17 protein-coding genes are annotated in these 19,334 nt (G+C 71.0%); 7 read left to right on the forward strand and 10 right to left on the reverse strand.

The features are described from left to right. Window positions 1-20 precede the first annotated feature (20 nt). Entirely contained in the window at window positions 21-845 is an 825-nt protein-coding gene (locus tag ACZ60B_RS28110; protein WP_469391674.1) for an ABC transporter ATP-binding protein, read from the forward strand. Here ACZ60B_RS28110 and ACZ60B_RS28115 read toward each other — a convergent pair. The 6 genes from ACZ60B_RS28115 to ACZ60B_RS28140 all read right to left on the reverse strand — a co-directional run bounded on the left by ACZ60B_RS28115 (window position 817) and on the right by ACZ60B_RS28140 (window position 9,110). Then, window positions 817-2,991 (reverse strand): discoidin domain-containing protein, encoded by a 2,175-nt coding sequence (locus ACZ60B_RS28115; protein ID WP_469391676.1) that lies wholly within the window; start codon window positions 2,989-2,991, stop codon window positions 817-819. The genes ACZ60B_RS28110 and ACZ60B_RS28115 overlap by 29 nt on opposite strands. Before the next feature lie 132 nt (window positions 2,992-3,123). Then, window positions 3,124-4,740 (reverse strand): glycoside hydrolase family 13 protein, encoded by a 1,617-nt coding sequence (locus ACZ60B_RS28120; protein WP_469391678.1) that lies wholly within the window; start codon window positions 4,738-4,740, stop codon window positions 3,124-3,126. A gap of 30 nt (window positions 4,741-4,770) precedes the next feature. Beyond that, window positions 4,771-5,649 (reverse strand): carbohydrate ABC transporter permease, encoded by an 879-nt coding sequence (locus ACZ60B_RS28125; protein WP_450665349.1) that lies wholly within the window; start codon window positions 5,647-5,649, stop codon window positions 4,771-4,773. Continuing rightward, complete coding sequence (locus ACZ60B_RS28130; RefSeq protein WP_469391680.1) at window positions 5,646-6,608, reverse strand: carbohydrate ABC transporter permease; 963 nt, start codon at window positions 6,606-6,608, stop codon at window positions 5,646-5,648. Before ACZ60B_RS28130 ends, ACZ60B_RS28125 begins: the two co-directional genes overlap by 4 nt. A gap of 6 nt (window positions 6,609-6,614) precedes the next feature. Beyond that, window positions 6,615-7,958 carry an ABC transporter substrate-binding protein gene (locus ACZ60B_RS28135; RefSeq protein ID WP_469391682.1) on the reverse strand — a complete coding sequence of 448 codons (1,344 nt, stop codon included), beginning with the start codon at window positions 7,956-7,958 and terminating at the stop codon, window positions 6,615-6,617. A 156-nt stretch (window positions 7,959-8,114) separates the two neighbouring features. Beyond that, window positions 8,115-9,110, reverse strand: a complete 996-nt coding sequence (locus ACZ60B_RS28140) for a LacI family DNA-binding transcriptional regulator (RefSeq protein ID WP_469391685.1) — start codon at window positions 9,108-9,110, stop codon at window positions 8,115-8,117. 33 nt (window positions 9,111-9,143) lie between these two features. Here ACZ60B_RS28140 and ACZ60B_RS28145 point away from each other — a divergent pair, with 33 nt between their 5' ends. Next, a complete protein-coding gene (locus ACZ60B_RS28145; protein WP_469391687.1) occupies window positions 9,144-10,340 on the forward strand; it encodes an RHS repeat-associated core domain-containing protein in 1,197 nt (398 codons plus the stop codon). Window positions 10,341-10,441: 101 nt separating this feature from the next. Here the strand turns inward: ACZ60B_RS28145 and ACZ60B_RS28150 are convergent, their stop codons facing one another. Then, complete coding sequence (locus ACZ60B_RS28150; protein ID WP_469391689.1) at window positions 10,442-11,104, reverse strand: MmyB family transcriptional regulator; 663 nt, start codon at window positions 11,102-11,104, stop codon at window positions 10,442-10,444. A gap of 240 nt (window positions 11,105-11,344) precedes the next feature. Here ACZ60B_RS28150 and ACZ60B_RS28155 point away from each other — a divergent pair, with 240 nt between their 5' ends. Beyond that, entirely contained in the window at window positions 11,345-12,001 is a 657-nt protein-coding gene (locus tag ACZ60B_RS28155) for a helix-turn-helix domain-containing protein (RefSeq protein WP_162468783.1), read from the forward strand. A gap of 32 nt (window positions 12,002-12,033) precedes the next feature. Then, window positions 12,034-12,564, forward strand: a complete 531-nt coding sequence (locus tag ACZ60B_RS28160) for a toxin-antitoxin system, toxin component (protein WP_469391731.1) — start codon at window positions 12,034-12,036, stop codon at window positions 12,562-12,564. Window positions 12,565-12,609: 45 nt separating this feature from the next. On the opposite strand, the gene ACZ60B_RS28165 is transcribed toward ACZ60B_RS28160, so the two are convergent. After that, window positions 12,610-13,647, reverse strand: a complete 1,038-nt coding sequence (locus ACZ60B_RS28165; protein WP_469391691.1) for an alpha/beta fold hydrolase — start codon at window positions 13,645-13,647, stop codon at window positions 12,610-12,612. Between the two features lie 366 nt (window positions 13,648-14,013). On the opposite strand from ACZ60B_RS28165, the gene ACZ60B_RS28170 reads away from it, so the two are divergent. Further along, the gene (locus ACZ60B_RS28170; RefSeq protein ID WP_469391693.1) at window positions 14,014-14,256 is read left to right on the forward strand and encodes a hypothetical protein; all 243 of its coding nucleotides are present in this window, start codon (window positions 14,014-14,016) and stop codon (window positions 14,254-14,256) included. A 24-nt stretch (window positions 14,257-14,280) separates the two neighbouring features. On the opposite strand, the gene ACZ60B_RS28175 is transcribed toward ACZ60B_RS28170, so the two are convergent. Together ACZ60B_RS28175 and ACZ60B_RS28180 are read right to left on the reverse strand one after the other, a co-directional pair. After that, the gene (locus ACZ60B_RS28175) at window positions 14,281-14,970 is read right to left on the reverse strand and encodes a 4'-phosphopantetheinyl transferase family protein (protein ID WP_469391695.1); all 690 of its coding nucleotides are present in this window, start codon (window positions 14,968-14,970) and stop codon (window positions 14,281-14,283) included. Continuing rightward, entirely contained in the window at window positions 14,967-15,827 is an 861-nt protein-coding gene (locus ACZ60B_RS28180; RefSeq protein WP_469391697.1) for a metallophosphoesterase family protein, read from the reverse strand. The genes ACZ60B_RS28175 and ACZ60B_RS28180 overlap by 4 nt, the downstream gene beginning before the upstream one ends. A 368-nt stretch (window positions 15,828-16,195) precedes the next feature. On the opposite strand from ACZ60B_RS28180, the gene ACZ60B_RS28185 reads away from it, so the two are divergent. Further along, window positions 16,196-17,335: an ATP-grasp domain-containing protein gene (locus ACZ60B_RS28185; protein WP_469391699.1), complete on the forward strand. Its 1,140-nt coding sequence runs from the start codon at window positions 16,196-16,198 to the stop codon at window positions 17,333-17,335. Window positions 17,336-17,563: 228 nt separating this feature from the next. Beyond that, window positions 17,564-19,246, forward strand: a complete 1,683-nt coding sequence (locus ACZ60B_RS28190) for a carbohydrate binding domain-containing protein (RefSeq protein ID WP_469391702.1) — start codon at window positions 17,564-17,566, stop codon at window positions 19,244-19,246. The last annotated feature ends 88 nt before the right edge of the window (window positions 19,247-19,334 follow it).

Here is a 19,334-nt window from a genome sequence, read left to right on the forward strand (position 1 = left end):
ACTCCGTGAAAGGTCGGTCCATGCTCGACGTGCGCGGCTTGCAGAAGGTCTACGAGGGGTCCGGGCGCCGGGTCGAGGCGGTGCGCGATCTGACCTTCACCGTGGAGGCCGGTGAACTCGTCTGTCTGGTCGGCCCGTCGGGGTGCGGCAAGACGACCCTGCTGAAGTGCATCGGCGGGCTGATGACGCCGACGGCGGGCGAAGTGCTGCTGGCGGGGCGGAAGGTGACCGGGCCACCGCCCGGCATGGCGTTCGTCTTCCAGGAGTACGGGCGCAGCCTGTTCCCGTGGATGCGGGTCGCCCAGAACGTGGAACTCCCTCTGAAACAGAAGAACTTGAGCAAGGAGCGGCGCAGGGAGCTGGTGGCCGACGCGCTGGGCTCGGTGGGTCTCGCGGACGCCGCCGGGGCCTACCCGTGGCAGTTGTCGGGCGGTATGCAGCAGCGGGTCGCGATCGCCCGCGCGCTGGCCTACGAGCCCGACGTGCTGCTGATGGACGAGCCGTTCGCGGCCGTGGACGCCCAGACCCGTGCCGATCTGGAGGACCTGGTACGGGGGCTGTGGCGGGAGCGCGGGATCACCGTCCTGTTCGTCACCCACGACATCGACGAGGCCGTCTACCTCGGCGAGCGGGTGGTGGTGCTGTCCGCCTCCCCCACCGTCGTCCAGGAGCAGCTGAAGGTCGATCTTCCGGTCGAGCGCGACCAGTTGAACACCCGGGTGGCCCCGCGCTTCGCCGAGCTGCGCACCCATGTCTATGCGCAGATCCAGGCGGCGAAGCGCGGGGTCCCCGGTCAGCCGGGCGGTCCGGACCTGGTCAAGACAGATACGCCTCGACCTCACTGAACTGGCCCGCCGGCCAGCCGGTGTTGGCGGCGACGCTCAGTCGCAGCCAGCGCAGGTCCGTACCGGCGGGCAGGGTGACGGTGGCCGTGTTGCCGGTCGCCGGGTCGAAGCGGTAGCCCTGTGGGGCGAGGACCGTGGAGTAGGCCGAGCCGTCCGTGCTGCCCAGCACGGACAGGGTCTGGGTGCGGGCGCCCCAGGCCGAGGAGGGCGGCAGCTTGAGCACCAGCCGGCGCACGGCCTGCGCCGAGCCGAGGTCGACCGTCCAGGACTGCGGGAAGGCGTAGTTGGTCGACTCCCAGTAGCTGTTCGCGTCGCCGTCGACCGCCTTGCCGGGGGTGTAGACGTCCTGTGATCCGGTGGCGGTGGCGGGGCGCCCCTTGGCGAGGTTGCGGGTGGGGTCCGGGTCGGGATTGCCCTGACCTGGCTGCGGCCAGGTCGAACAATCCGACCAGGCGGTGCTCCAGCCGGAGTTGCCGCCGCCGTCGGTGAGGACGAAGCTGCCCGAGCCGTTGGGGTAGGGGCAGTTGTAGACACCGGCGACGCCCACACCGGTCGCGGTCACATTGCGCAGGACGGCCGCGCCCTGTGCCTCGGCCTGCACCACGACCGTCCCGGTGTTGCGTACGGTCGCACCGGTCACGTTGACGTTCCTGACCGGGTAGCCCTGTCCGCCGCCGGAGACTAACTCGAAGGCGCTGTAGGGACTGTCGCTGATCGTGGTGTCGGTGATGTTCACGGTGGCGTTGATGGCGCTGTCGTAGGAGTCGACCCGCAGGGCGCCCATCGGGTGGTTCCAGTTGGGGTTCATCGCGCCGGCGCGCACCAGGGTGTTGCCGTCGACCGTGATGGTGCCGGCCAGCGGGGAGAAGGGGTCGAGGAACTTCTGGTTGGAGATCGCGATGCCGCTGCCGAGGGCGTTGGTGTCGGAGACCAGGTTGTTGCGCACCGTGATGTCGGTGCCGCCGTAGATCGCGATGCCGTTGGCGAGGTTCGGCTGCGAGATCGTGTTGTTCTCGAAGCTGCTGCCGGTGTCCGGGGCGTACAGGGACCACATGGCGAGGGAGTCGTCGCCCTGGTTGCGCAGGAAGTTGTTGCGCACGCGCACGCCGTGGGCGTTGCCGTTGAGGTTGAGGCCGTCGGCGGTGGTGTCGAGGATGCGGTTGTTCTCGACGACCAGGTTGTCGTTGTTGCCCATCAGCCAGAAGCCGCACTTCAGGTGCTGGATCCACATGCCGGACACCGAACTGTTCGGCCCGAGGGTGCCGTTGACGAAGTTGTCCGGGTTGGAGTCGACGCGTTCGGTGACCTCGCCGATGACCGCGAAGTCCTTGATACGGACGTTGCCCGTGGAGCCGGACTGGTCGATGAACCGGGAGGTGTGCACGACGGAGTACCAGCTCCCGGCCCCCTGGAGCGTGACGTTCTGGACACCGCTCAGGGAGGAGGTGAGCCGGTAGTCGCCCGGCGGGATCCAGACCACTCCGCCCTGGGCGGCCGCGATGGCGTCCCGGAAGGCCTGGGTGGAGTCGCCGTTGCCGGTGGGGTCGGCACCCCTGGACGTGACGGACACCGATCCGGCGGGCTGGCCGGCGGCCGCGCCGACCTGCTCGAAGTCGGCGACGTCCACCGTGACCTGGGTGCCGGTCGAGACGAAGGCGACCTTGTCCCCGGCCTGGACGTTCTGTCCGAGCATCAGCCGGGCGTTGTCGTAGAAGTGGTGGGTCTTCGCGCCCGCGATCCAGCCGGTGTCGACGTAGGAGTACTTGGAGGTCACGGCCAGGGTCCTCGCCAGCCGGGTGCCGTTGACGTACACGTCGAGGGTGCCGGACTGGCCGTCCGGGACGCTGTAGGAGACGTTCACGGCGTTGGCCGCGGCGGGGACGGTGAACTCCACGCGCTGTCCGGAGGTGATCCGGACCGCCTGGCGGCCGGAGGCCTCCGAGGCGAGGGTGCCCTGGGTGTGGTCCGGGCCGATCCGGGTGCCGGTGGTGGTCGCCGACTCCGCCTCGACGGAGGTGAACGGGAGGGTGGCGCCCGCGGCCGCGTGGGCGGTGGGGGCCACGGCGACGAGCAGGCCCGCGGCGAGGGCGACGGCCGCCCCGATGGCTGACATGTGCCTGACATGCCTGGTGCTGCTGCTCTGCATGTGCTGATCCCTTCATCGTGGGGGTGGGTGCGGGGATAGCGATGCGCTCGGGCCGCGCGCGTGCGGGAGCAGGGCGCTCCCGCACCTCGCGCGCGGCACCCGGGCAGGGTGCTCTGGCGGTGCTGCGGCGGCTCAGCGGCGCAGCCAGGCCGCCGTGTCCTGCGGGAGCCGGCCCCGGTCGTCCAACGGGGAGCTGGTGAGCAGGAGTTCGGTGTGGTCGGGCAGCTCGACGGGGCCGGCGCCCAGGTTCACGACACAGGTGGCGCCGTCCGTCCGGGCGAAGGCGAGGACGCCCTCGGGAGCGTCCAGCCAGGTCAGCGGGTCGTCGCCGAGGACCGGACGCAGGGCGATGGCCTCCCGGTAGAGGGTCAGCATGGAGCGCGGGTCGTCCTGTTGCCGGTCGACCGCGTACGAGGCCCAGTCCGCGGGCTGCGGCAGCCAGGGCTCGGCGTCGGCGGCGGACCCGAAGCCCGCGTGCGGCGCGTCGGCCGCCCAGGGCAGCGGTACCCGGCAGCCGTCGCGGCCCGGGTCGGCCCCGCCGGAGCGGAAGTGCATCGGGTCCTGGATCCGGCCGACCGGGATGTCTGCCTCCGGCAGCCCTAGTTCCTCGCCCTGGTAGAGGTAGACCGCGCCGGGCAGGGCCAGCGACAGCAGGGCGGCGGCGCGGGCCCGGCGGACGCCCAGGGCCAGGTCGGTCGGGGTGCCGAAGGCCTTGGCCGCGAAGTCGAAGCCGGTGTCCTCACGGCCGTACCGGGTGACCGTGCGGGTCACGTCGTGGTTGCACAGCACCCAGGTGGCGGGGGCGCCGACGGGCGCGTGCTCGGCCAGGGTGGTGTCGATCGACGTCCGCAGCCGGGCGGCCTCCCAGGGGCATGACAGGAAGGAGAAGTTGAAGGCGGTGTGCAGTTCGTCGGAGCGCAGATAGCGGGCGAAGCGTTCCGGGTCGGGCAGCCAGACCTCGCCCACGAAGACGCCGTCGTAGGCGTCGGCGACCGTACGCCAGGAGCGGTAGACGTCGTGGAGTTCGTCGCGGTCCACATAGGGCAGCGGGCCGCCGCCCTCGACGAGGTCGGGCAGCTCCGGGTCCTTGGCGAGCAGGGCGGCGGAGTCGATGCGCACGCCCGCGACGCCCCGCTCGAACCAGAAGCGCAGGATGTCCTCGTGCTCCTGGCGGACCGCCGGGTGGGCCCAGTTGAGGTCGGGCTGTTCGGGCGTGAACAGGTGCAGGTACCAGTCGCCGTCGGGCAGCCGGGTCCACACCGGCTCGGTGGAACCGACGAACTGGGACGGCCAGTTGTTGGGCGGCAGCTCACCGTCCGGGCCGCGTCCCGGGCGGAAGTGGAACAGCTCGCGCTCCGGGCTTCCGGGGCCGGCCGCCAGCGCCGCCCGGAACCAGGGGTGCTGGTCGGAGACGTGGTTGGGCACGATGTCGACGATGGTGCGGATGCCCAGCTCGCGCGCCTCGGCGACGATCTTCTCGGCCTCGGCGAGCGTGCCGAAGGCGGGGTCGACGGCCCGGTAGTCGGCCACGTCGTAGCCGCCGTCCTTCATGGGCGAGAGGTACCAGGGGTTGAACCACAGCGCGTCGACGCCGAGTTCGGCGAGGTACGGCAGCCGGGCGCGGACCCCCGCGAGGTCACCGGTGCCGTCGCCGTCGCCGTCGGCGAAGCTGCGGACGTACACCTGGTAGATGACGGCGTGGCGCCACCAGTCGGTGTCCCGGTTGCGGGCAGGGAGGGGCTGTCCCACGGTGCGTGCCTTTCTGTCGGGGGGAGGGCGTCAGCCCTTGGTGCTGCCCGCGCTGATGCCGGCGATGATGTGCCGCTGGAAGACCAGGAACAGGGCGACCATCGGGATGCTCGCGATCACCATCGCGGCGATCAGCACGGTCAGCTGGATGTTCTGCGAGAGCTGGACGAGCGCCACGCTGATCGGCTGCCGGTCGGTGTCGGAGAAGACCATCAGCGGCCACAGGAAGTCCTGCCAGACGGCGACCAGCGCGAAGATCGACACCACGCCCAGCACCGGCCGGGACATCGGCAGCACGATCGACCACAGGGTGCGCAGCTTGCCCGCGCCGTCGATCTCGGCGGCCTCCAGCACGTCGCGCGGGAGCTGGTCGAAGAAGCGCTTGAGCAGATACAGGTTGAAGGCGTTGGCGACGGCCGGCAGCCAGATGCCGAGCGGGTCGTTGAGCAGGCTGGTGTGGATCAGCGGCAGGTCGGCGACGGTCAGGTACTTGGGCACGACCAGCGCCTGCGCCGGGACCATGAGGGTGGCGAGGATGCCGCCGAGGATCACCTTGCCGAACGCGGGCCGCAGCCGGGACAGGGCGTAGGCGGCGGCCGTGCACAGCACCAGCTGGAACAGCCAGGCGCCGGCCGCCTGGACCACGGTGTTCCACAGGTGCTGCGGGAGCTGCATCAGGTCCCAGGCGTCGGTGTAGCCGCTGAGGTGCCAGTGCTTCGGCACCAGGGTCGGCGGGGTCTGCGCCACCTCGTCCGGTGACTTCGCCGCGCCGGTCACCATCCAGTAGACGGGGAACAGGAAGGCGAGCGTGAAGAGCACGACGACGCCGGTGAACACGCTCCAGTAGACGGCCCGGCCGCGGGGGCGGGCCAGCGTCGCCGGGGAGACCAGGGTGCGGACGTCGCTCATGCGCCCTCCTCGGTGGAGCGGGTGAGCCGCAGGTAGAGGGCGGAGAACGCGCCCAGGACCAGCAGCAGCATGACGCTGAGGGCGCAGGCGCCGCCGAAGTCGTTGTAGAGGAAGGCGTACTTGTAGATCAGGTAGAGGACGGTCACCGTGGCGTTCTCCGGGCCGCCGCCGGTGATGACGAACGGCTCGGTGAACACCTGCATGGTGGCGATGATCTGAAGGAGCATCAGCATCAGGATGACGAACCTGGTCTGCGGGATCGTCACATGACGGACGCGCTGGAGGAGGTTCGCGCCGTCGAGTTCGGCGGCCTCGTACAGCTCTCCCGGGATCGACTGGAGCGCGGCCAGGTAGATGAGGACGGTGCCGCCCATGTTGGCCCAGGTGGCGACGAGGACGAGGGAGACCAGGGCGGTGTCGGCGCCGTTGGACCAGTCCGAGGTGGGCAGGTGCAGAAAGCGCAGCGCCTCGTTGGCCAGGCCGGTGCCGGGATCGTAGAACCACTTCCACAGCAGGGCGCTGACCACCGGCGGGATCATCACCGGCAGATAGACCGCGACCCGGAAGAACGCCTTCGCGTGCCGCAGCTCGTTGAGGACGAGCGCGAGGACGAAGGGGACGGCGAAGCCGATCAGCAGGGCGAGCAGGGTGAAGGTGAGGGTGTTGCGCCAGGCGGCGGTGAACTCCGGGTCGTGCAGTACGCGGGTGAAGTTGGCGGTGCCGACCCACTCCGGCGGGGAACCGGGCGTGTACTTCTGGAAGGCGATCACGACGGCACGGATCGCCGGGTACCAGGAGAACAGGGCGAAGCAGACGAGTCCGCCGACGAGGAAGGCGTAGGCGCGGGCCTGGTCGGCGAGGCGGCGCCGCCTCCGGTCCCGGACCGGGGGCGGCGTCTGCACCGGGCGGACGGCGATCGCCTCGGGGGCGGTCCGCCGCGCTGCCGTGGTCTTGGTCATGTCCGGTCAGCCTCGGGCCAGGATGCCGTCGATCTTGCCCGAGGCGTCCTCGAGGAGCTGGTCGACGTCCGCGTCCTTCTTGGTGAGGACGGCGGAGACGACACCGTCGAGGACGGAGTAGATCTGCTGGGCGTTGGGCGGCTCGATCTTCATCGTCAGGCTCTGGTTGCCGTCGAGGAAGGCCTGGTAGTTCTCCACCGGCACATTGGCGTTGGCCTTCTTGACCTGCTGGTCCTTGGCGTCGGCGGCGCCGGTGAACAGGCGCGGCTCGGGCAGGCCGACCGGGGCGTCGTTCTTCTTGGCGCGGGCGTAGTCGCCGAGGAAGCCGGATCCGGGGGTGAGGAACATGTGGTCCAGCCACTTCAGGCCGGCCCGGATCTGGGCGGGTGAGTCCTTCTTGCTGAACATGTAGCCGTCGCCGCCGATCAGGGTGCCCTGGCCGCCGGGCATGGGGGCGAGGGCCAGGTCCTTGTAGTTCCCGCCCTTCTCCTTCACCAGGATCGGGATGTTGTCGGGCGCGGAGAGGTACATGCCGAGCTTGCCGGAGCCCATCAGCTGCTGGACGTCGTTGATGACCAGCAGTTGCTTGCTGCCCATCGAGTTGTCGCTCCAGCGCATGTCGTGCAGGTTCTGCAGGACGGCGTGGCCCTGCGGGGTGTCCACGGTGGCCTTCTTGCCGTCCGCGTCGACCACGTCGCCGCCCTGGGAGTAGAGCTCGGCGGTGAAGTGCCAGCCGCCCTGGTTCTGGGCGCTGTAGTCGGCGTAGCCGACGGTGCCGTTGCCGAGGGCGGCGATCTTCTTGGCGTCGGCGCGGACCTCGTCCCAGGTGGCCGGGGGCTTGTCGGGGTCGAGTCCGGCCTTCTGGAAGAGCGCGCGGTTGTAGATCAGGCCCATGGAGTAGCCGGTGCGCGGGATGCCGTAGACCTTGCCGTCGACGGTGTAGATGTCGCGCAGCTGCTGCTGGATGGTGCCGTAGCTCTTCAGGTCCTTGACGTATGGGGTGAGATCGGCCGCCTGGTTGATGTCGACGACGTGCTTGGCGTCGGTGAAGTACGTGTAGAACACGTCCTCCATCTGGCCGCCGGCGAGTTTGGCGTCGAACGTCTTCGGGTCCTGGCAGGGGAACGCGTCGTGCGTGACGACGTCGATGTCGGGGTTCTTCTTCTCGAAGGCGGCGGTGTCCGCCTCGAAGAACGACCGGTCGACCTTGGCGCTCTTGGGCGGCATGCAGTTGACCGTGATGCGGGTCTTGCCGTTCGCCGAGTCGTCGTCGTTCGACCCGCAGGCGGTGAGGGCAAGGGAGCAGACGCTGAGCGCGACGAAGGTACGACGGAACCCGGTGCGTGTCATGGGTGGACCCCTCATGGCAGGAGCAGGAAAACCCCACGGCGGCGCGTGACGCCCACCACCGTGCTGGCGTCGCACACTCAAGCACCGGCGACATCCGTCCGCAAGATGTCACGCAGAATCTGTAATTATTTGACAGCGTCGCGGTTCTACTGGATCTCAGCCCCGGGGTGCCTGCGCGGTCGACCCCCGTACGACCAGCTCCGGCTCGAACAGGAGCTCCTCGGCCGGTACGGAACTGCCGCCGATCTGCGTGTTCAGCAGTTCCACCGCCGCCCGGCCCATCGCCTCGATGGGCTGCCGGACGGTGGTCAGCGGCGGCTCGGTGCAGTTCATGAAGGCCGAGTCGTCGTAGCCGACCACGGAGATCTGCGAGGGGACATGCAGTCCCTTGCGGCGCGCGGCCCGCACCGCGCCGAGCGCAAGGGGGTCGCTGGCGCAGACGATGCCGGTCACCCCGCGCTCGATCAGCCGGGCCGCGGCGGCCTGGCCGCCCTCCAGGGAGAACATGGCGCGCGCGACATGCTCGTCGGGCAGGTCGCCGAGCGCGCGGGCGGCGGCCAGTTTGCGGGCCGAGGGGATGTGGTCCTGCGGCCCCAGCACCAGCCCGATCCGCTCGTGCCCCAGCGAGGCCAGATGCCGCCAGGCCTGCTCGACGGCCACGGCGTCGTCGCAGGACACACCGGGGAAGCCGAGGTGCTCGATGGCTGCGTTGACCAGCACCACCGGGATGTTGCGGTCGGCGAGCAGCCGGTAGTGGTCGTGGGGCGCGTCGGCCTGCGCGTACAGACCGCCGGCGAAGACCACGCCGGAGACCTGCTGCTGCAGCAGCAGCGTGACGTAGTCGGCCTCGGAGACCCCGCCCTTGGTCTGGGTGCACAGCACGGGCGTCAGACCGAGCTGGGCCAGCGCGCCGCCGATCACCTCCGCGAACGCCGGGAAGATCGGGTTCTGCAACTCGGGCAGCACGAGGCCGACGAGCCGGGCGCGCTCCCCGCGCAGCTGGGTGGGCCGCTCGTAGCCGAGCACGTCCAGCGCGGACAGCACGGCCTGCCGGGTGGGCTCGGACACCCCGGGCTTGCCGTTGAGCACCCGGCTGACCGTGGCCTCGCTGACCCCGACCTTCTTCGCCACTTCAGCAAGTCGTCGCGTCATGAGCGCAAGAATAGCGCAAGTCATGCAAACGGCTTGCGTACAGGGCGCGGGCGGTCCGCGTTCACCACTCGGGCCACCCGCGCACTCCGCGCGGGCCGCCAGCGGCGTGTACGACGCCGACGGCACCCTCACGTCGGAGAGTCTGCCCGGCGGCTACGGTCCGACCCTCACCACCGACCCGGCGGGCAACGAGACGGGCCGCGAGTACACCGGGCCGTCCGGCACCGGCGTCGCCGCCGACACGGCCCGCTACGCGGCGAGCGGGCAGCAGCTCGGGCACACCCGCAGCGACGGCCCGAGCACGACAGCGCCTACCGGTACGACGGTGCCGGACGCCTCACCAAGGCCGCCGACACCAGTGGCACCGGATGCACCACCCGTGCCTACGGCTTCGACGGCAACAGCAACCGCACCACGCTGAAGGCCACGTCCGACGACTGCGACAGCAGCACCGACGACGCCACGTCCGCCACGACCTCGTACACCTACGACAGTGCCGACCGCCTCGTCGGCGACACCTACGCGTACGACGCCTTCGGCCGCACCACCACCAGTGGTGACACCGGCCTGACCTACTACACCGACGACCTCGTCGCCTCGGAGACCGTGGGCTCCACCCGCAACACCTGGAGCCTCGACGCCACCTACCGCCTCGCCTCCCGGACCGCCCAGACCAAGGGCGCTGGCGGGACGTGGAGCGACACCGCCACGGTCACCGACCACTACGGCTGCGGCTGCGACGCCCCCACTTGGAGCGTCACCGGCAGTACCGTGAGCCGCAACGTCAAGGACGTGCTGGGCGGCCTGGCCGCCACGACGTCGGCGAGCGGGTCCGTCGTCCTGCAGCTGACCGACATCCACGGCGACGTCATCGTCCAGCAGCCCCTGGACACGAGCGTGGCCGCCACGGTTCAGCACTACGACGAGTACGGCAACGCGCTCGACGCCGGCGTGAACGCCACCTACGGATGGCTCGGCGGGGCGCAGCGCGCCTCCGGGACCCTCAGCAGCGCCGTCCTGATGGGTGTCCGTCTCTACTCCCCGGCCACCGGCCGGTTCCTGAGCCAGGACCCCGTCTACGGCGGCAACTCCGACGCCTACACCTGCCCCAGCGACCCGGTGAACGACCTCGACCTGACCGGCCGGCTGAAGTTCAAGTGGAAGTGGTGGGGTCTGCGGATCCGCTTCAACAAGCACGAGACGAAGTCGGCCGAGAGCTGGGCCGCCTGAGCTCCGCCTCCGGCCCCGGCGCGACGCGCGAAGAACGGCGTGCGCCGGGGAAGCTCACTGACCGAAGCGCCGTCGGCGACCTGAACGCCGGCGGTGCCCGGTCAGAACTCGGGGGACGGCACCACGGTGAGATGGGCCGCGGCGCGGCGGGCCCGTCCGGGCGCCGCGGCGGGGCGACGGCTCTCCCGCAGGACCATGGTCAGGCGGCTGTACCCCATGGCGTGGAGGCTCTTGGGGGTCTCGCCGACGATGCGGCAGTCGGTGGCACCCCAGCGGGGGTCGGGGTGCAGCAGCGGACGGACCGCGCCGTCGTGCTCCAGCGCGCCCTCGCCCACCGCGCGGATCCAGTGCGGCAGGCCCTGCCGGTAGGCGGCGTCCATGATCGGGTCCTGGGCGATGTCCCGGCGGATCGCCTGGAGCGCGAGGTCGTGGCCGTGCCGCTGCACCGCGGCGTCGAAGTGCGCCAGCATCGGCAGGCACCAACTCGACTCGTGGTCGCCGAGGACCGTACCCGCGTCCGGATGGAACAGCACGAACCGGAGGAAGTTGTCGCCCGGCATCGCCGTCGGATGCGGGCCGACCTCGTCGAAAAGTGACTCGAAAGCGGTGTTGGCCAGCACCACGTCCCAGGCGTGGTCGACGACGAGGGAGGGAAAGGGGGTGGACTCCAGAAGGACGGCGTAGTCCTGGAGGTACGCCCGTGCCTCGGGACTCTCGGGGACGGGCCGCGGTGCCGACCGCTGCCCTCCTGCCTGATACGCCATCGGGAGGTCACCCCTCTTGCCTCTGCGGCCTTCACGCGGCGTCCCGATCCTGCTGCCCCGACGCGAGGCGTGTCAACTATCGTGGCATTTCATGCTCGTTGACGGCTGAAATTGGCCACAGTTGTGGCGAGACCTGGATGTGAGTTCGAGCGACCGGATAATCTCCGGGCAGTTCACGGCGACGGCCGGGAGGGGCGCGAAGCCCGTGAAGGGTCTGTGAGAGACGTAGGAGATCTGTCGGTGGCGGATGGCTTCGAGGTTCCGGACGCCGCGGCGACGTCTGTGCTGCCGGCCGTCGTCGCCCGTGTCACCGCGCTCGCCGACCGCCTCGGCGTGGCGCCCGCGGAGGTCTTCCACACCGGCCGCCTCTCGGTGGCCTCCGGCGTTCCCGAGGCGGTGGTCAAGGCGCTGCTGAGCGGCCGGCCCGCGGGCGAACCGGATGTGCAGGCGCGTTTCCTGCAACGCCTGGACCTGCTGCGCCGCACCCGGCTCAAGCCCAACGGCCGCAGATACACCCAGCAGGAGATAGCCGACGGCGCGGGCATGTCACGGCAGCAGGCGGGCGCCCTCATCAACGGCGACCGGCGCCCCACGATGGAGCACTGCGACGCCCTCCAGCGCTTCTTCCGCGTGCACGCGGGCTTCCTCACGGCCGAGGACCCCGAGGCCCTCACGGGCGCGCTCCAGCACACCGAGCAGGACCTCCTGCAACAGCTCGCCGACCGGGAGCGGAAGGCCGCGGCGGCCGCCGAGGACCCGCTGGAGCGGCTGTTGCAGGACCACGGCGTCCGCGGCATCGCCTGGCGGGCCGCTCAACTGCCCTCCGACCAGCACCGCGACAAGGTCGCCGAATGGCTGGACATGCTCCTGGAGAGCGTCAAGCGGCCCGAGTCGTGATCCGGGGGAGAACTGTGGGCATCGCCAGGGACATGCGCCGGCTGTGCGGCGAGCTGGTCGCGGAGCTGTCGCCCAGCGCGCCGTTGGCGCCCGCCGACCTGTACACCGCGCTGTGCGAGGCGATGAGCAGACGGCGCGGCCGCCCGGTCCGCTTCCGTACGGCCGCCTTCCCGGCCGGGACGGCGAGCGGGCTGTGGGTGGACATGGCCGACCAGGACCTCGTGGTCGTCGAGGAACGCACCGCCCCCGACCACCAGTTGGTGATCCTGGGACACGAACTGTGGCACATGCAGGCCGGCCACCACGGCCATCACGTCGACGGCGCGGTGGTCGCGGCGCGGCTGCTCCGCGACGGGGCCGACCTCCAGGCGGTCGTCCGCAAGGTCGCGGCGCGCACCCGCTTCGACCAGGCCGAGGAGCGGGACGCCGAGGCCTTCGGCCTGCTGCTCGCCAGCAAGTGCCGTACCTGGCTGGCCGGTTCGGCGCTGCGCGGGCCGGTGCCGCGGGACCATCTGGCCGGCCGGATCGAGGCGTCGCTCGGGTATCTGGGACCCCAGGGCTGAACCGGCCCGGCGCCGAGCGGCCCCCTCGGGTCGCGCCGCGCTGCCTCAGGTCGCGCTGCGCTCGCTCGCCTCGCGCAGATTGCGGGCCCTCGCGTGGGCGGCCTCGGGTCCGTCCGGGTGCGGGACGGGCCGTCCCTCGATCAGCAGTTCCCGCCAGCGCTCCCGGCTCCAGTGCGCCGGGGTGGTCGTCCGGGTGAAGTCCTCGACCAGCGCGAGGAAGCGTGCCGGGTCGGTGTGGAACGGGAAGTGTCCGGCGCCCTCGAAGACCTCCAGCCGGCTGCCCGGCATCGCCCGGTGGGCGCCGTGGGCGTGCCGGACCGGCACCACGCTGTCCCGGTCGCCCCACAGCAGCATCGTCGGCATGCCCTCGGTCAGATAGCAGCGGTCGAGCATGGTCACCACCTGGCCGCGCCAGTCGACGACCGCGCGCAGGGTGCGGATGAAGGCGTTGCGCGCGGTGTCGTCGGGCAGGCTGTCCACCACGGTGAGCAGGTCGGGGGCGTCCCGGGCCAGGTCGATGTCCAGCAGCTTCATGGCACGGAGCGCGAGCCCCACGTTCAGGCGCATCCCGGGCAGCCGCAGCGCGGAGAGCATCAGATCGGCGCCGGGCAGCGAGACCAGTCGCAGCAGGGGGTTGACCTCGCGGCCCACCCCGCCGGCGCTGACCAGGATGAGCCGCTCGGTGCGCTCGGGGAACTGGTAGGCGAACTGCATCGCCACTCCCCCGCCGAACGAGTGGCCGACCAGCGTGGCCGACTCGATGCCGAGGGTGGTCAGCAGATCGCGGACGCCGTTGGCGTAGGCGGCGACCGAGTAGTCGGCGCGCGGCTTGTCGGAGGCGCCGTGACCGAGCAGGTCGGGGGCGAGCACGGTGTGGGTGCGGGCGAGGTCGGGGATCAGCCCGGCCCAGGTGGCGGAGGAGTCGCCGATGCCGTGGACGAGGACCAGCGCGGGTCCCTCGCCGGCCATGCGGAAGGCCCGCCGGTAGCCATGTACCACCCGGTACTGCAACTCCAGCTCCGTGTCACCCACCGAGCGCAGTCGTGCGGTGCCCGCCGGGCGCGGCCGGGACGCTTCTGCCATACGCCCACCTCCTCGTTCTCCCGGCGGCCCACCGCAGGCGGGCCGCTCCGCCGGAAACCCCGGTCCACCGCGGCCAGGCCCTCCCGGGCCCTTCATCCCAGCGTAGGGCGGCCGATCGTCCTGGCATTTCGGGGAGGTTTCCCCGCCGCTAAAGCCGGCCCCGAAGCGGCCGGGGACGACGGTCCGAAGGAGGCGGGCAAGAGCCCGACAGAGTGGCCTCGGCGGTCCGCAAGGGGTGGGGCGACGGCCCGGCAGCGGCCGGATTGTCAGTGGCGGGCGGCAAGCTGGTGAGGCGCCGCTGCTCGGGCGGGCGCACGTGCCTCGGGGGCGCGGGAGAGACGAAGCCGACACGGGGAGAGCCGACCGATGCGCACTGCCGTACCGACCGACCGCGAGCGTACCGCCGTACAGGCCTATCTGCGGCTGCTGCACACCGTGCGGGCGGCCTTCGACGACACGGGTGCCGGGCCGTCGGGCGGGCGGCCCGCCGTGGTGCCGCCCGGCGTCCTCGCGGAGGCCGAGCGGGCCCTGTCCGCGGCGGGACTCGCCGGCAACGAGGAGGAGTTCTTCCGGCTGCTGCACACCTGGTCCTGGTCCCCACGGCCATGACCGCGCCGCGCCCGACGGGAGCTCTCAGGCGTGCGGTACCGCCACGGCCGTGGCCACGATCCCCTTGTCGACGGTCCACCGGCCCTCGAAGAACCGCACGCGGCGGCCGTCCAGCACGGGTCCGGGGACGAGGAGTTCGGCGCGCAGCGTGCCGTGCGGCCGCTCGCCCGGCTCGACACGGAGGTCGATGTCGGCCTCGGTGAACTCCAGCCACTGTCCGGTGAGGGGGAACCACGCCTTGTAGACGGACTCCTTGGCGCTGAACAGGAGCCGGTCCCAGTGGATGTCGGGGCGGTCCGCGGCCAGTCGGCGCAGGCGCTCGGCCTCCGGGGGCAGCGACACCACGGGCAGGACGCCGTCCGGCAGCGGCTGGTGCGGCTCGGCGTCGATCCCGAGGGAGGCCAGGTCGTCGGCGCGGACGAGGGCGGCGGCGCAGTAGCCGTCGCAGTGCGTCATGCTGCCCATCAGCCCGGCCGGCCATCGCGGTGCTCCGCGCTCGCCGGGCAGCACCGGCTGGGGCGGCACCCCGAGCTTGTCCATCGCGCGGCGGGCGCAGGCGCGCACGGCGGCGAACTCGCGGCGGCGCTTGGCGACGGCCTGTGCCACGACCGCCGCCTCCTCGGGGTACAGCGCGGCCTCCCCCGACCCGTCCGAGTGGTCGTCGTCGTACGCCTCCACGACGACCACCGACCGCGGCAGCAGTTCCTCGATCACGCGGTCCCGTCCTCCTCCGGCAGGATGCGGCGCAGCCGTCCCGGCGGCTGCGGGCGCTTGCGCCACTCGCGCGGGTATCCCACGGAGACCTCCTCGAAGCGGACGCCCTCGTGCCGGGTGGTCCGCGGGATGTGCAGGTGGCCGTAGACCATGGTCTCCACGCGGAAACGACGGTGCCAGTCGGCGGTCAGCCCGGTGCCGCACCACATGGCGAACTCGGGGTGCCACAGGACGTCGGTGGGGTGCCGGTCCAGCGGATAGTGGTTGACGAGGACCGTGGGCAGGTCCGGCGGGATCTCCTCGAGTCTGCGCGCGGTCTCGGCGACCCGGGCCCGGCACCACGCCTCCCGGCTCGGATAGGGGTCGGGGTGCAGCAGGAACTCGTCGTTGCAGACGATTCCGGTGCCGTGCGCGTACGCCAGCCCCTCCTCCTTGGTGGTGCAGCCGGCGGGCAGGAAGGAGTAGTCGTAGAGCAGGAACAGGGGAGCGACGACGACGGGGCCACCGGGGCCTTCCCAGACGGGGTAGGGGTCCTCGGGGGTGAGCACGCCCAGGTCGCGGCACATCTCGACGAGGTGCTCGTAGCGGGCGACCCCGCGCAGCGTGACGGAGTCCTTGGGGTGGGTCCACAACTCGTGGTTGCCCGGCGCCCAGACGACCTTCTCGAAGCGGCCGGCGAGGGTCTTCAGCGCCCAGCGGATGTCGGAGACGGTCTCCGAGACGTCACCGGCCACGAGGAGCCAGTCGGCTTCCGACTCGGGGCGCATGCGCTCGACCAGAGCGCGGTTCTCGGCGTATCCGATGTGCAGATCGCTGATGGCCAGCAGTTGTCCGGTACCGCCGACCGTCGACGTCACCTCTCGCCTCCCTGTCGCCCCACGTGTGCGACCGCCCCCGCGGCGGCGGTCGCACCCAATCGACCGCTCCACGAGATCACATCCGCCCGGGGGTGGCAAGGGCGGCCCGCGGCGGTCGGGAGGGCGGAGGCGAGGAGGGCCGAAAGCCGGGAGCGGCAAGGGGATACCCGATCACGCCGCCCGGATCCACACGATCGGAAAATCCGTAACACGCGCGTTGCACGCGCGAGCCTCGCCAAGCCGTATGATCGCCCCAACACCTCCACTACGACCTTCCCTTCGAACAGGGCGGTTTGGTGTCCCTCCAATCTCCCTTCCCGGGCACGGGCCGCTCCGCCCTGCCCGAAATGCCCTGAAAGGCGGCCTGCATGCTCTCTCGCGTACGCGTCTGGCTCAACCGCACGTACGCGGAGAACGTGTTCTTCATGGATCAGCTGCGGCGAAATCCCAGCGACCGGGCGGTCGAGATCCATGCCACCCACGGTGACGCGGACTCACCCGTGCTGGCCGCGGCCGACACCGCCGACCTCGAACCGGAGGGCCTGTCCCCGGCCGCGTACGTCGAGTACGCCCTGGACCAGTGCCAGCGCCGCGGCATCGACGTGTTCGTGCCCCGACTGCACCAGGCGGCCGTCGTGGCGCACCGCGCCGACTTCGAGGCGGTCGGCACGGCGCTGCTCGCGCCGACCCCCGAGGCCGTCGCCGTCTTCGAGGACAAGGTGGTCGCCTACGAGGCGGTCCAGGCCATCGGCGTGCCGGTGCCGCCGTGGTGGCGGGTGCGTACGGCGGACGAACTCGTCGCCGCCGTAGAGGAGTTGGAGGAGGCCGGACACAAGGCGTGCTTCAAGCCGGCGTCCGGCGCGGGCGGTGTGGGCTTCCGGGTCGTCACCCGGGCGCCGTTCTCGCTCGCGCACCTGAGCGGGTTCCCCAGCCCGTACGTGCCGCTCGACCTGGTCGAGGACGCACTGCGGCGGGCCGACGAGCCGGTCGACTGGCTGGTGATGCCGCGTCTGGAGCAGCCGGAGGTCTCGGTCGACTGCCTCACCGGCACCGACAACCGCGTCCGGATGGCCGTGGGCCGCACCAAGAACGGCCGCCGTCGGGGCTTCACCCTGCACGAGCAGTGGCTGGAGCCGGCCCGGCGGATCGCCGAGGGCTTCGGGCTGCACTACCTGTCCAACATCCAGTTCCGGATGTTCGGCGACCGGCCGGTCCTCATGGACGTCAACACCCGCCCCGCCGGCGGGCTGCACCAGCTCTCCCTGTGCGGGATCAACGCGCCCTGGGCGGCGGTCCAGTTGGCCCTCGGCGAGGACGCGGGCGACGTCGTTCCGCCGTTCCTGGGGCAGGACTACACGGTGGTCTCGGGCCCGCGCCAGCTGCGGCCGGTGACGCTGCCGCAGCAGCGGCTGGAGGAGACCGAGCCGCTGCTCCCGGCCGTCCCCACGCAGGCGATCGCCCCGGCCGCCCAGCCGGTCGTCCTGGCCCAGCCGGTCGAGCAGGTCTAGCCGGTCGAGCAGGTCGAGCCGGTCGAGCCGGTCCGGTCAGTCGACCACGCAGGCCCCGACAGGCCTTCTTCTCACATAACTTGATACCGGTCTGGACCAATCATGACGCAGCACCTTGACACCATGATTGGTCCATACCAACTTGGTTGCGCACCGCACTGCACCGCACTGCACGTCCCCCGCACTTATGTGCACTCCCGAACACCCCCATTCCTTCAGGGAGATCGTGTGCGCACCTCATTCCTCGTACGTTCCAGACGGCGGCTGCTCGCGCTGCTCGGCACCGCGGCGCTCGCGGTCGCCGGGGCCGTCGCCCTTCCCGGCACCGCCCAGGCCGCCAACGTCCTGACCAACCCCGGCTTCGAATCGGGCGGTCTCTCCCCCTGGTCCTGCACCGGCAACCTCGGTTCCGTCGTCTCCTCCCCCGTCCACGGCGGCTCCAAAGCCCTTGCGGGCGCGGTGAGTTCGAGCGACAACGCCCAGTGCGCCCAGACCGTCCCGGTCCAGCCGAACACCGCCTACACGCTCAGCGGCTGGGTGCGCGGCAGCTACGTCTACCTCGGCGTGGACGGCGGTGCCTCGACCTGGACGACGTCCCCGTCGGCGTACAGCCAGCTGACGGTGTCCTTCACCACCGGCGCCTCCCAGACGAGTGCCAAGATCTATGTGCACGGCTGGTACGCGCAGGGCACCTACTACGCCGACGACATCAGCCTGGACGGACCGGGCGGCGGGGGCGGCGACACCCAGGCGCCGACCGCGCCGACGGGCCTGACCTCCACCGGCAAGACCTCCTCCAGCGTCTCGCTGTCCTGGGGCGCCTCGACGGACAACACCGGTGTCACGGCGTACGACGTGTACAGCGGCTCCAACAAGGTGCTGAGCGTCTCCGGTACGTCCGCCACGGTCGGCGGGCTGGCCGCCAGCACCTCCTACACCTTCACCGTCAAGGCGCGGGACGCGGCCGGGAACACCTCGGCGGCCTCCAACGCGGTGAGCGTCACCACCAGCGCGGGCAGCGGCGGCACCGGCTTCAAGCAGGCCGCCCCCTACCTCTACCTCGGCTGGGGCGACCCGCCGAGCGCGACCTCGGTGATGAGCTCGACCGGGATCAAGTGGTTCACGATGGCGTTCATGCTGGACTCCGGCGGCTGCAACCCCGCCTGGGACAGCAGCCGTCCGCTGACCGGCGGCACCGACCAGACCGTCATCAACCAGATCCGCTCCGCGGGCGGTGACGTCGTCCCCTCCTTCGGCGGCTGGCAGGGCAGCAAGCTCGGCGCCAACTGCTCCTCCGCGAGCGCGCTCGCCGGGGCCCTCCAGAAGGTGATCGACGCCTACTCCCTCAAGGCGATCGACATGGACATCGAGAACACGGACGAGTTCGAGAACGAGGCCGTCCAGGCGAAGATCCTCACCGCGCTGAAGACCGTCAAGGCGAACAACCCCGGACTGAAGACGATCGTCACCTTCGGCACCTCGACCACCGGTCCGACCTACTACGGCAACCGGCTGATCGAGCAGGCGAACTCGCTCGGCGCCAACATCGACGTCTTCACCATCATGCCGTTCGACTTCGGCGGCGGCTCCGACATGTACGGCAACACCGTCAACGCCACCGAGGGGCTCAAGGCAAAGCTGAAGTCCACCTTCGGGTGGGACGACGCCACCGCCTACTCCCACATCGGCATCTCCGGCATGAACGGCCTGTCCGACCAGCAGGAGAACACCACCCCGGCCATCTGGACCTCGATCCGGGACTGGGCCAACTCCCACCACATCGCCCGCCTCGCCTACTGGTCGGTCAACCGCGACCGGTCCTGCCCCGGAGGCGGCGTGGTCAGCAACTGCTCCGGCATCAGCCAGAGCACCTGGCAGTTCACGTCCATCACGGCCGGTTTCACCGGCTAGCGGACCCCTGCCGCCCAGCCCCCACAGGAGAGTTCCCCCCGGCGCTTCGGACCGGGGGGAACTTTTTTCCGCTCAAGGTGTATCAGGC

Source organism: Streptomyces sp. NPDC104096, from assembly GCF_055584385.1.